Origin of the sequence: Candidatus Pantoea gossypiicola (assembly GCF_008632075.1) — a bacterium.
Lineage (GTDB): Bacteria > Pseudomonadota > Gammaproteobacteria > Enterobacterales > Enterobacteriaceae > Pantoea > Pantoea gossypiicola.
Window position 1 is genome coordinate 25,453 of record NZ_VWVM01000026.1, and the last position, 11,301, is coordinate 36,753.

Annotated in this window: 12 protein-coding genes and 1 pseudogene; 8 read left to right on the forward strand and 5 right to left on the reverse strand. The window is 53.8% G+C overall.

The window, feature by feature from the left end; genetic code table 11:
- Positions 1–35 precede the first annotated feature (35 nt).
- Positions 36–1,481, forward strand: coding sequence for a metalloprotease TldD (tldD, locus tag F3I20_RS21760; protein WP_150015664.1), 1,446 nt, complete (start codon positions 36–38; stop codon positions 1,479–1,481).
- A 33-nt stretch (positions 1,482–1,514) separates the two neighbouring features.
- Here the strand turns inward: tldD and aaeR are convergent, their stop codons facing one another.
- Positions 1,515–2,432: an HTH-type transcriptional activator AaeR gene (aaeR, locus tag F3I20_RS21765; RefSeq protein ID WP_013359201.1), complete on the reverse strand. Its 918-nt coding sequence runs from the start codon at positions 2,430–2,432 to the stop codon at positions 1,515–1,517.
- A 232-nt stretch (positions 2,433–2,664) separates the two neighbouring features.
- Between aaeR and aaeX the strand changes: the two genes are divergently transcribed.
- The 5 genes from aaeX to F3I20_RS21790 all read left to right on the forward strand — a co-directional run bounded on the left by aaeX (position 2,665) and on the right by F3I20_RS21790 (position 7,660).
- Positions 2,665–2,868, forward strand: coding sequence for a p-hydroxybenzoic acid efflux pump operon protein AaeX (gene aaeX, locus F3I20_RS21770; RefSeq protein ID WP_003855277.1), 204 nt, complete (start codon positions 2,665–2,667; stop codon positions 2,866–2,868).
- Positions 2,869–2,875: 7 nt separating this feature from the next.
- Positions 2,876–3,808 carry a p-hydroxybenzoic acid efflux pump subunit AaeA gene (aaeA, locus tag F3I20_RS21775; protein ID WP_010256061.1) on the forward strand — a complete coding sequence of 311 codons (933 nt, stop codon included), beginning with the start codon at positions 2,876–2,878 and terminating at the stop codon, positions 3,806–3,808.
- Between the two features lie 9 nt (positions 3,809–3,817).
- The gene (aaeB, locus tag F3I20_RS21780) at positions 3,818–5,770 is read left to right on the forward strand and encodes a p-hydroxybenzoic acid efflux pump subunit AaeB (RefSeq protein WP_150015663.1); all 1,953 of its coding nucleotides are present in this window, start codon (positions 3,818–3,820) and stop codon (positions 5,768–5,770) included.
- Between the two features lie 113 nt (positions 5,771–5,883).
- The gene (locus F3I20_RS21785) at positions 5,884–7,335 is read left to right on the forward strand and encodes an NAD-dependent succinate-semialdehyde dehydrogenase (RefSeq protein WP_150038646.1); all 1,452 of its coding nucleotides are present in this window, start codon (positions 5,884–5,886) and stop codon (positions 7,333–7,335) included.
- Positions 7,336–7,390: 55 nt separating this feature from the next.
- Positions 7,391–7,660, forward strand: coding sequence for a barstar family protein (locus F3I20_RS21790; protein WP_150015661.1), 270 nt, complete (start codon positions 7,391–7,393; stop codon positions 7,658–7,660).
- Between the two features lie 65 nt (positions 7,661–7,725).
- On the opposite strand, the gene yhcN (F3I20_RS21795) is transcribed toward F3I20_RS21790, so the two are convergent.
- The 4 genes from yhcN (F3I20_RS21795) to argR form a co-directional block, all read right to left on the reverse strand.
- On the reverse strand, positions 7,726–7,989 hold the full coding sequence (gene yhcN / locus F3I20_RS21795; protein ID WP_150038644.1) for a peroxide/acid stress response protein YhcN: 264 nt from the start codon (positions 7,987–7,989) through the stop codon (positions 7,726–7,728).
- 93 nt (positions 7,990–8,082) lie between these two features.
- Entirely contained in the window at positions 8,083–8,349 is a 267-nt protein-coding gene (locus F3I20_RS21800; RefSeq protein ID WP_150038642.1) for a YdgH/BhsA/McbA-like domain containing protein, read from the reverse strand.
- Positions 8,350–8,432: 83 nt separating this feature from the next.
- Entirely contained in the window at positions 8,433–8,696 is a 264-nt protein-coding gene (gene yhcN / locus F3I20_RS21805) for a peroxide/acid stress response protein YhcN (protein ID WP_150038640.1), read from the reverse strand.
- A 473-nt stretch (positions 8,697–9,169) separates the two neighbouring features.
- Positions 9,170–9,640, reverse strand: a complete 471-nt coding sequence (gene argR, locus F3I20_RS21810) for a transcriptional regulator ArgR (protein WP_013359192.1) — start codon at positions 9,638–9,640, stop codon at positions 9,170–9,172.
- Between the two features lie 440 nt (positions 9,641–10,080).
- On the opposite strand from argR, the gene mdh reads away from it, so the two are divergent.
- Positions 10,081–11,019: a malate dehydrogenase gene (gene mdh / locus F3I20_RS21815; protein ID WP_150015658.1), complete on the forward strand. Its 939-nt coding sequence runs from the start codon at positions 10,081–10,083 to the stop codon at positions 11,017–11,019.
- Positions 11,020–11,189: 170 nt separating this feature from the next.
- Positions 11,190–11,301 (forward strand): annotated as a pseudogene (locus F3I20_RS21820) (IS200/IS605 family transposase); the annotation flags it as partial.

Consider the following 11,301-nt stretch of genomic DNA (forward strand, 5'->3'; position numbering starts at 1 on the left):
CTATGATTATCTGAGCACATAATGAGTGAGAAACGATGACTCTGAACCTGGTAAGTGAGCAGTTACTGACTGCTAACGGCATTAATCAGCAGGACCTATTTTCCCTGTTAGGGCAGCTTTCAGAACGTCGTCTGGATTATGCCGATCTCTATTTTCAGTCCAGCTTCCACGAATCCTGGGTACTGGAAGACAAAATCATTAAAGATGGCTCATACCATATCGATCAGGGCGTCGGCGTGCGTGCGGTCAGCGGTGAGAAAACCGGCTTCGCCTATGCCGACCAGATTACGCTGAATGCGCTACGTCTCTCTTCTGAAGCGGCTCGCAGCATCGTACGCGAACAGGGAAACGGCAAGGCCCATACGCTGTCTGCCGTGATGAACCGTCCGCTCTATTCGACGGTCGATCCGCTGAGCAGCCTGACGCGTGAAGAAAAAATTGCCCTTCTGCATCGCGTCGATAAAGTCGCCCGTGCGGCTGATCCGCGCGTGCAGGAAGTCAACGCCAGCCTGACCGGTGTTTACGAGCAGGTGCTGGTGGCGGCCACTGATGGCACGCTGGCGGCAGACGTTCGTCCGCTGGTTCGCCTCTCTATCAGTGTTCAGGTTGAAGACCAGGGCAAGCGTGAGCGCGGCGCAAGCGGCGGCGGTGCACGCACCGGTTATGCGTTCTTCCTTGAAGATGAAAATGGTGACGTGCGTGCTGATGCATGGGCGCGTGAAGCAGTGCGCATGGCGCTGGTTAATCTCTCTGCGGTGGCAGCTCCTGCTGGCGCATTGCCGGTAGTGCTGGGTGCGGGCTGGCCGGGCGTATTGCTGCATGAGGCGGTCGGTCACGGTCTGGAAGGTGACTTTAACCGCCGTGGCACTTCCGTGTTCAGCGGTAAAATCGGTCAGCAGGTTGCGTCTGAGCTCTGTACCGTGGTGGATGACGGCACCCTTGAAGGGCTGCGCGGTTCACTTGCGGTGGATGATGAAGGCGTTCCCGGTCAGTACAACATGCTGATTGAGAATGGGGTGTTAAAAGGCTACATGCAGGACAAGCTGAATGCGCGACTGATGGGCGTCAGCCCGACCGGTAACGGACGCCGTGAATCTTACGCACATCTGCCGATGCCGCGCATGACTAACACCTATATGCTGGCAGGCAAATCATCGCCGCAGGATATTATTGAAAGCGTTGAGTACGGCATCTATGCGCCGAACTTTGGTGGCGGTCAGGTGGATATCACCTCCGGCAAATTTGTCTTCTCCACCTCAGAGGCTTATCTGATTGAGAAGGGCAAAATCACCAAACCGGTTAAAGGTGCCACGCTGATTGGCTCCGGCATTGAAGCGATGCAGCAGATCTCGATGGTAGGTAATGACCTGGCGCTGGATAAAGGTGTCGGCGTCTGCGGTAAAGAGGGCCAGAGCCTGCCGGTTGGTGTCGGTCAGCCCACCCTGAAGCTGGATAAACTGACCATCGGCGGCACCGCCTGATGTGACCTCAGCAACCCGCCGCCCGGCGGGTTGTCAGCTTTTACGGTGCTGCTGATATTGTTCAGCCACCTGTTCAAAATAGTCGGTCAGATAATCGATGCAGACCTGCACCTTCAGCGGCAGTTTATCCTTCTCGGTATAGAGTGCATACACCGGACGCGGATCAGACTGATAGTGCGGAAACAGAATATCGATCTCGCCTGCGGTGATCTCATCAATCACCCACATCATCGGCACATAAGCGATGCCATTGCCCGACTTCAGCCAGCGGATCAGCGTCAGCGAATCGTTGGTCACGAAACGTCCCTGTGGCGCGAGGCGGGTCACCAGGCCTTCCGGCGCAATCAGCTCAAAATTGTTGTCGGGCCGTACGCTATATTCCAGCCAGGAAAAATTATCGATATCACCCGGCTTCTCCGGCGTGCCGTGCTGGGCCAGATAACTTTTTGCGGCGCACACCACCATCGGCATCGCGCCAAGGCGACGCGAAAAGAGGCTGGAGTCTTTTAATGCGCCCACCCGAATCACCAGATCCAGACCATCCGCAATCAAATCCGGGGCCGGAACGCCGGTAACCAGATTTACACTCAGCCCGGGATACTCCCGCAGCATATCGCTGGTCATACCCGCTAACACGTTCTGCGCCATAGTCGAGGAGCTGCCAATCCGCAACACGCCAATCGGCGTATTGTTAAACGCGTAGAGCTGTTCATGCACCTGCGTCGCTTCCGCCAGCATACGGCGGCAGCCCTGATAATAGATTTTACCCGCTTCGGTCAGCCCGATACTGCGGGTACTGCGATTCAGCAGCTTAACCTGCAATGCATCTTCCAGTTTCGCGACAATCTGGCTGATAGATGAGACGCTCAGATGAAGCTGACGCGCCGCTGCGGTAAACGAACCCAGTTCGACCACTCTGGCGAAGACAGACATACCTTTCAGTCGTTCCATTATTTACTCTGGCTTAAAAGTGATTTAGATCACATTCTGTAGAAAACGTATAGTCAGGCGCGTTATTATAAGCGCGCCGGGGTATTTCCCGGTGATTCTTCATTGCCTGATACCCTTCGATGATACGCTATTATTAAGCCAGCTGCGGTTCGGATAACGCTGCCAGAGGGTTTTCCTGCGACATCTGAAAAGGCAACGAAGTATCCCGGCAAGGTCGAACTAAGGATTTGTGATGAGTGTGCTTCCGGTATTTGTCATGTTTGGGCTCTCTTTTCCGCCCGTTTTCATCGAATTGATTATTTCACTGATGCTGTTCTGGTTAGTGAAACGCGTGCTGACGCCGAGCGGCATCTACGATCTTGTCTGGCATCCGGCACTCTTTAATACAGCGCTTTACTGCTGTGTGTTTTACCTTGTCTCCCGTTTATTAGTCTGAGGTTGAAGTGAAAGCACTCATAAGAAAAATCGCGCGCTACGCGATCACTATTCTGCTGGTCATCATCGCAGTGGTTATCATCTTCCGCGCCTGGGTGTTCTATACCGAATCACCCTGGACCCGTGATGCACGTTTTGCAGCTGACGTGGTGGCAATCTCGCCTGACGTCACTGGCCTGATTACCGAGGTTCCGGTACACGACAACCAGCTGGTGAAGAAGGGCGACACGCTGTTTGTGGTTGACCGTCCTCGCTATCAGAAAGCGCTCGATCAGGCACAGGCGGATGTTGAATATTACCAGGCCCTGGTGAGTGAGAAACGTCGCGAAGCCGGCCGCCGCAACCAGCTTGGCACCTCTGCGATGTCGCGCGAGGCTATCGAACAATCCAATAATGACCTGCAAACCAGTGAGCATCAGCTGGCAAAATCGGTGGCGACGCGTGATTTGGCGAAGATCGATCTTGAGCGCACCACCGTGAAAGCGCCATCCGATGGCTGGGTCACCAACCTTAACGTCTACCAGGGCGAATTTATTACCCGTGGTTCTGTGGCGGTGGCGCTGGTTCAGCAGCACTCTTTCTATGTGCTGGCTTACCTGGAGGAGACCAAACTGCACGGCGTTGAGAAGGGCTTCCGCGCGGAAGTGACGCCACTTGGCAGCAACATTGTGTTGCGTGGCACCGTGGACAGCGTAGCTGCGGGCGTCACCAACAGCAGCAGCTCGGTTGACAGTAAAGGCATGGCAACGGTGGACTCCAACCTGGAGTGGGTCCGTCTGGCACAACGTGTACCGGTGCGCATCCGGCTTGATCAGCAGCCCGGCAATCGCTTCCCGGCCGGAACCACTGCGACCGTGGTCATTACCGGTCAGGCCGATCGCCAGCCTGAACAGGTTTCACCGATGGTCCGCCTGTTTAATCGCCTGCGTGAGTTTGGTTAAGAGGGCGATATGATCGAGTTCCTGCGGTTCCCGGTAAAGCTGACCTTTGCGCTGGTGTTAGCGCTGATGGTCGGCTTTCACTTCAACCTCGAAACGCCGCGCTGGGCGGTGATGACTGCCGGGATCGTAGCGGGCGGTACGGCATTTGCGGCAGGTGGCGATCCCTATTCCGGGGCACTGCGCTATCGCGGCGTTTTACGTATTATCGGGACATTCATCGGTTGTATCGCCGCGCTGACCATCATGATCGCCACCGTTCGTGCGCCGGTTGTGATGCTGCTGCTGTGCTGCATCTGGGCAGGACTCTGCGTCTGGCTCTCTTCGCTAATCAAAGTCGAGAACTCTTACGCACTGGGTCTGGCAGGCTATACCGCGCTGATTATTGTAGTAACCGCTAACGCCAGCGGCGGTCTGACACTGGTGCCCCAATATGCGGTAGAGCGTTGCAGTGAAATCGTACTCGGTATTCTGTGTGCCATCCTTGCCGACATGATCTTCTCGCCACGTTCGATTAAAAAAGTGATCGACGCGGAAGTTGATTCATTGCTGGTGGCGCACTATCAGCTGCTGCAACTCTGCGTCGCACACGGTGATAAAGAAGAGGTCGATAAAGCCTGGAGCGCGCTGGTGCGGCGCACCACGGCGCTGAACAGTATGCGCAGCCAGCTGATGATGGAATCGTCACGCTGGAAGAACAGTAACCGCCGCTTGCAGATGCTCAACACCCTGTCGCTGACGCTGATTACGCAGGCCGCTGAAACCTTTCTGATCCAGAATTCCCGCCCGGACTACATTCCGCCACAGTATCGGTTGATGGTTGAAAAGCCGGCCTCGACGGTTGAAGAGGTACATAAGCGGATGAAGGTAATGCGGCGGGTGATTGGTGCGAGTGGTAAATCAACGCCGGTCACGCTGGCCAGTTGGGTAGGCAGCGCCACCGAATATCTGCTGCTGCTTAAAGGCATCAAAAGCAACAGCCGGATAACCTCGCTGGAAGAGGAGATTCTGCAGCGTGAAGTGGTGATTCAGGCGCGTTCTGCTGAGACACATCATGCGATGATTAACGGCATCCGCACCTTCGTTGCAACCGCGCTGGGTTCGCTGTTCTGGCTCTATACTGGCTGGACGTCTGGCAGTGGTTGTATGGTCATGCTGGCCGTTATTACCGCGCTGGCGATGCGTATGCCTAATCCACTGATGATGGCAAAAGATTTTCTCTACGGCATGACGGTCGCGGTGCCGCTGGGCGCGCTCTACTTTATGTATGTGCTCCCCTCGACCCAGCAGAGCGCCCTGCTGCTCTGCATCGCCATCGGCCTGCTGGGTTTTATCGGCGGCATCTTCATTCAGCGGCGTCAGCTCGGCACGCTGGGTGCGTTGATTGGTACGCTCAACGTGCTGGTTCTCGATAATCCGATGGAATTTCACATTAACGTCTTCCTCGATAATGTGCTCGGTCAGGTTATCGGCTGCTTTGTCGCGATGATGGTCATTCTGCTGATTCGGGATAAATCGAAGGCGCGCACCGGCCGCAAACTGCTGAACCGCTTTATGTATGCAGCTGTTTCGGCCATGACCACCAATCAGGCGCGTCGGCGTGAAAATCATCTGCCAGCGCTCTATCAGCAACTGTTTTTGCTACTGAACCTGTTTCCGGGCGATATCAATAAATATCGCATCGCCCTGACGCTGATCATCGGTCATCAGCGATTACGCGACGCAGAAGTGCCGGTTAACGCCGATCTCTCTGCGTATCACCGACAACTGCGTTACACCGCCGACCGGGTGATCTCCGCCAGCAGCGACGACAAGCGCCGTTACTACTTTGAACGTCTGCTTAAAGAGCTGGATGTCTATCAGGAAAAACTGGTCCACTACGAGGCACCCGTCAGCGTGACGGAACCGGTCAAACGACTGGCGACGATGCTGGATAAATACCAGAATACGCTCATCCAAATCTGAATCTGGCCGCTGCGACCTGCAGCGGCCTGTGCAATCCCCATCCATCACAAAATCTGTCGCTTTTGCCAACTATACTCTCCAGACGGAAGAGCAAAACTGACAGGAGCGAATCAATGAAATCACTGCAAGAGAGCGAACTGTTCCGGACCGGCTACTTAGCGGACGGTCAGTGGCATCAGGCTGCGTCTACTTTTGATGTGACCAATCCGGCCACCGGCGAGGTGATTGCGCAGGTGGCAAAAGCCGGTAAGGCGGAAACGGAACAGGCTATCGCCGCAGCGGAACGCGCCTTTCCCGCATGGCGGGCACAGACAGCAAAAGCGCGCGCTGAAATTCTCAATCGCTGGTACCAGCTGATTATTGAGAACAAGCGCTGGCTGGGACAACTGATGACCACCGAACAGGGCAAACCCCTTAAAGAGGCCGAAGGGGAAGTGGAGTACGCCGCCAGTTTCATTCAGTGGTTCGCCGAGCAGGCGAAACGGGCGAACGGCGAGATTATTCCGCCGGCAAAACCCGGCTCCCGTATTCTGGCGACCCGCGAACCGATTGGCGTTGTCGCTGCCATTACGCCCTGGAATTTCCCGATGGCGATGCTGACCCGCAAGCTGGGACCAGCGCTTGCTGCGGGCTGCACCGGCATCATTAAACCGGCCAATAACACGCCACTCTCTGCTTTTGCCCTGCTGGCACTGGCGAAACAGGCGGGCGTACCTGATGGCGTACTGAACGCAGTGGCTGGGGATACCCATGCCATCAGCGATGCGATCATGGCCAGCAAAGCGGTACGCAAAATCTCCTTCACCGGCTCAACGCAGGTGGGCAAGCTGCTGATGCGCAATGCCGCCGAAACCATGAAGAAAGTGTCGATGGAGCTGGGGGGCAATGCGCCATACATCGTGTTCGATGATGCTGACATTGATGCCGCCGTACAGGGTGCCATTGCCAACAAATTCCGCAATGCGGGTCAGGTGTGCGTCAGTGTTAACCGCTTCTATATTCATAACGCTGTCTATGATGCGTTTACTGAGCGGCTGGCTGCTGAAGTCAGCAAACTCAAAGTCGGCAATGGCATGGAAGAGGGCGTGATTGTCGGACCACTGATTGAAGCGTCGGCGGTGGAAAAAGTTGAGCAGCACGTTAAAGACGCGGTAGCAAAAGGCGGTAAATTACTGGCAGGTGGTGAGCGCCATGCGCTGGGTGGCAACTTCTGGCAGCCTACGGTCATTAGCGAGGCGCATGAAGGCATGCAGCTTGCGCAGGAAGAGACCTTTGGTCCGGTGGCTGCCTGCTTCCGCTTTGATGACGAAGAGGATGTCATCCGCCGCGCCAATGATACGCCATTCGGCCTTGCCGCTTACTTTTATACCCAGAATCTGCAACGGGTGTTTCGCGTTTCAGCGGCGCTGGAAAGCGGCATGATCGGCATTAACGAATGTGCCGTTTCCACCGAGGTGGCACCGTTTGGTGGTGTGAAAGAGTCGGGTCTGGGCCGCGAAGGTTCGGTACTCGGTATGGAAGAGTATCTGGAGGTCAAAGCGCTGCACCTGGGCGGTTTGAGCTAACGGTCACGACCGGGCGGCAGAGGCCGCCCGCAGACGGAGCATGGGAGCCGTCAGCATGAAAATCGAGCGTTTTGATTTTAATGAAATAGTCGACCAGGCCCATTTCTTTCGCCAGTTCAGCGAGCGATTTGCGCTGGAGGAACGCCGCATCTGCGATCTGGATGGATTGTGGGATGTTGTGACCGGGGGTCTGTTGCCAATGCCGCTGGAGATTGAGTTTGTCAATCTGGGCAGGGGACAGCGACGGCGTTATGGCGCGCTGATTCTGTTATTTGATGAAGCGGAAGAGGAGCTGGAAGGTCGGCTGCACTTTAATGTCAGATAACACATCAGATGAAAAAAGGCCCCGGCGAGCGGGGCCAAAGGGTTCGTCATTAATCTGACGAGGAATTACTTATAAAGCTGTGCGGTGATGTGATAGTTATCACCGGTACGCGCCTCGATCACTTTGTAGGCGCTGGCACCCTGTTCATCCGCTTTCTGTGAAAGCTCTGCGCGGTAATCCATAGGCGATCCCGCGGTTCCACTGATGGTCACGGTACCCGCAGGCTGCAGATTCTGCGCCTGGTCGCCGGTTACGAGCTGTGCGGCAGAAGCGCCGAACGCCATAACAGAAAGCAGACTGACTGTAGCGATGGTTGTTTTGATATTCATGGTTATCTCCTCAATACATTCAACAACCTGCGGTTACTCGTAAGGGCGGGTCGTCGAGATCTGTTATGCGCCTTCAGGCGTCATCACGGTGAATTATTTATAAAGCTCAGCGGTGACATGCCAGGTGTTATCCTGGTTGTTTTCGATGATGCGATAGTGGCTTGCGCCCTGTGCATCTGCTTTCTCGGACAGCACCTGACGGATATGCGTCTGGTCGCCGTTACGTCCACCAATGCTGATGGTCTGATTCATGGGCTGCAAACCCTGCGCCTGTTCATTCGATACCAGGCTGGCGGCGCTGGCTCCCACTGAGAACAGGGACGTCAGGCTAAGAGCAGCAATCGCTAATTTCATTTTCATGGTCAACTCTCCTGAAGATTTTGCTTCAGCTCTCCGGAGCGCAAAATGGCGCGTCAGACAGAAAGCCGCTGGCATTATCGGGTTTAGTTATATAGCGCGGCGGTAGCGTGATAATTACCGTTGTTGTAAGCCTCGATCACGCGATAGGCTTTTGCGCCCTGCTGATCAGCTTTGTCACTGAGCTTCTGTTTGATATCCATCGGTGAACCCGCGACGCCACTGACACTGATGGTGCCGACAGCCTGCAGATCCTGTGCCTGTACGGCATTAATAGATTCTGCTGCTACTGCACCAAATGAGAGTGCAGAGAGAATGCTCAGGGTAGCGATGGTAGTTTTTACGTTCATAGATATTTCCTCGTCGTCTATTTTTATCTTTCTAGTTAGTGTGATTTACATCACGAAAAGAAGTATAGAACTAATAACGAGAGAAATTAATATTCGGCTAATAATCTTTTTTTGTGATTCTTTATCCTTATGTCTACTTTTAATAACTTAACGTTATAAAAAGAGCATAAAAAATAGCCTTTTCGATGATTTTAATCACAAAAACAGTGAGATAGATCACTTTAACGTTTAGTGCGAAACTATGAGGTGTATTGGACTGGAGTTTGATCTGGATCCGGGCAATGGTGTCGGATCAGTGATGTAAAGCAGTGTAAAATAGCGCAGAAGGTTAAGCAGACTAAGCGATCTGACCAGGAGCAAGGTGTATTAAATCAGGCTTATTAGTATTAAACAGCGGGGCAGAGTGACACAAACTGTGGGCAGAGAGAACAAACTGACGACCTGGGGCGGGATAGCAGGCCGTCAGTCAGCGATCAGAGCTCCTGTTCAAACAGGTTGAGGATCGCGCTGTGCAGCTGCTTAACCGTAAAGTCGCGCGCACGGGTAATAAAGATTGTGTCATCGCCAGCGATCGTGCCAAGAATCCCATGCGCTTTGCCCAGCGAATCCAGCATACGTGCAATCAGCTGTGCTGCGCCCGGACTGGTATGAATTACCACCAGCGCATCGTTGTAGTCGATATCCAGTACCAGGTTTTTTAACGGGCTGGTGGTGGTCGGCACGCCCAGTTCAGCGGGCAGGCAATAGACCATTTCCATCCTGGCATTACGGGTGCGCACTGCGCCAAACTTGGTCAGCATCCGCGAGACTTTGGACTGGTTGATATTTTCAAAGCCCTCATCCTGAAGCGCCTGAACAATTTCGCCCTGGGAACTGAATTTTTCTTCTTTTAATAAGGCTTTGAAAGCCTTGATCAGATCGTCTTGTTTCGATGGGTTTCGCATAGGTTACCAATAAATAAAGAGAATAACCGCGAATCCGCCCGCGGCAGAGTGGTGATTATGCATTTAAATGCATTTTTATGCAATCGGTCGATTGATGAGCAGTGTTCGGGCGGCTAGCGGGCGGCGATAATAGCAAATAAATCCGCTCAGACCAAAACCCCCATCACAACCCCGAAAGGCGAAGGTTGCAAAGTTGTTATATTATTGGTGGTGTAGTAACAGAAGTAGTAACAGAAAACGCACATAGCCGTTCTCTGTCTGACGACGGCAAAGTTGTCGGTCATTCAGGCGCAATGATAAGTAACTTTTGAATCCGGCGAGCAAGCGTGAAAACACGTAGAATTAACAGCGGATATTTATCATCGCCTGAGCAGTTGATTAAGGTCTGACACAGATAGAATTTCGGCCCATCTCTGCCCCACCTTAATAAGGAGTTAAGAATGAAAGTTGCCGTTCTCGGTGCCGCTGGCGGCATAGGCCAGGCGCTCGCACTTCTGCTCAAAACCCAGCTTCCCGCAGGTTCAGAACTCTCACTGTATGACATTGCGCCGGTTACGCCTGGCGTTGCCGTTGATCTCAGCCATATTCCTACTGCTGTATCTATTGAAGGTTTTAGTGGAGAAGACGCCACGCCTGCCTTACAGGGTGCCGATGTGGTACTGATTTCTGCTGGCGTCGCACGTAAACCCGGTATGGATCGCGCTGACCTGTTTAATGTGAACGCAGGCATTGTCCGTAACCTGATTGAACAGGTTGCCACAACGGCCCCAAAAGCGCTGATTGGCGTTATTACCAATCCGGTCAATACCACAGTGGCCATCGCGGCAGAAGTGCTGAAAAAGCACGGTGTCTACGACAAAAATCGTCTGTTTGGCGTGACCACGCTGGACATTATTCGTGCTAATACCTTTGTGGCCGCGCTGAAAGGAAAGCAGCCTGATCAGGTGGAAGTCCCGGTGATTGGCGGCCACTCTGGCGTAACCATTCTGCCGCTGCTGTCACAGGTCCAGGGCGTCAGCTTCAGCGATCAGGAAGTGGCTGATTTAACCAAACGCATTCAGAATGCCGGCACAGAAGTGGTGGAAGCTAAAGCGGGTGGCGGATCGGCTACGTTGTCGATGGGCCAGGCGGCCGCGCGTTTTGGTTTGTCGCTGGTACGCGCGCTGAAGGGTGAGGCGAATGTTGTAGAGTGTGCTTACGTGGAAGGCGAGAGCGAATATGCCCGCTTCTTCTCTCAGCCGCTGCTGCTCGGTAAAAATGGTATTGCTGAACGCAGGCCAATTGGCACACTCAGCGCTTTCGAACAGCAGGCGCTGTCAGGCATGCTGGATACGCTGAAGAAAGATATCGCTCAGGGAGAAGAGTTCGTTAAGCAGTAACAGACGGCTCAGACCTGAAATAACGCCCGGCTTTGCCGGGCGTTTTCATTGCCAACTTAAAACCACGTCCTATGGACGTGGTTATCGCCTCGGTTCTGGCTCTGCCTGTAAAGACCTGCCCATGTCAAACTCCTCATCTGTTGTCCCCACAACTGATAAGGAAATTCAACATGAGCAGGTTTCAAAAAGCTTCCCACGTGCTGTGGCATTGTCAATACCATATAGTCTGGACGCCAAAGTGTCGCTTCGGGATATTAAAAGGAAATGTTGGTAAAGAGGTTT

Coding starts and splice junctions, on each gene's coding strand:
- tldD (WP_150015664.1), top strand. CDS start 36: ATGACTCTGAACCTGGTAAGTGAGCAGTTACTGACTGCTAACGGCATT.
- aaeR (WP_013359201.1), bottom strand. CDS start 2,432: ATGGAACGACTGAAAGGTATGTCTGTCTTCGCCAGAGTGGTCGAACTG.
- aaeX (WP_003855277.1), top strand. CDS start 2,665: ATGAGTGTGCTTCCGGTATTTGTCATGTTTGGGCTCTCTTTTCCGCCC.
- aaeB (WP_150015663.1), top strand. CDS start 3,818: ATGATCGAGTTCCTGCGGTTCCCGGTAAAGCTGACCTTTGCGCTGGTG.
- F3I20_RS21785 (WP_150038646.1), top strand. CDS start 5,884: ATGAAATCACTGCAAGAGAGCGAACTGTTCCGGACCGGCTACTTAGCG.
- F3I20_RS21790 (WP_150015661.1), top strand. CDS start 7,391: ATGAAAATCGAGCGTTTTGATTTTAATGAAATAGTCGACCAGGCCCAT.
- yhcN (WP_150038644.1), bottom strand. CDS start 7,989: ATGAATATCAAAACAACCATCGCTACAGTCAGTCTGCTTTCTGTTATG.
- F3I20_RS21800 (WP_150038642.1), bottom strand. CDS start 8,349: ATGAAAATGAAATTAGCGATTGCTGCTCTTAGCCTGACGTCCCTGTTC.
- yhcN (WP_150038640.1), bottom strand. CDS start 8,696: ATGAACGTAAAAACTACCATCGCTACCCTGAGCATTCTCTCTGCACTC.
- argR (WP_013359192.1), bottom strand. CDS start 9,640: ATGCGAAACCCATCGAAACAAGACGATCTGATCAAGGCTTTCAAAGCC.
- mdh (WP_150015658.1), top strand. CDS start 10,081: ATGAAAGTTGCCGTTCTCGGTGCCGCTGGCGGCATAGGCCAGGCGCTC.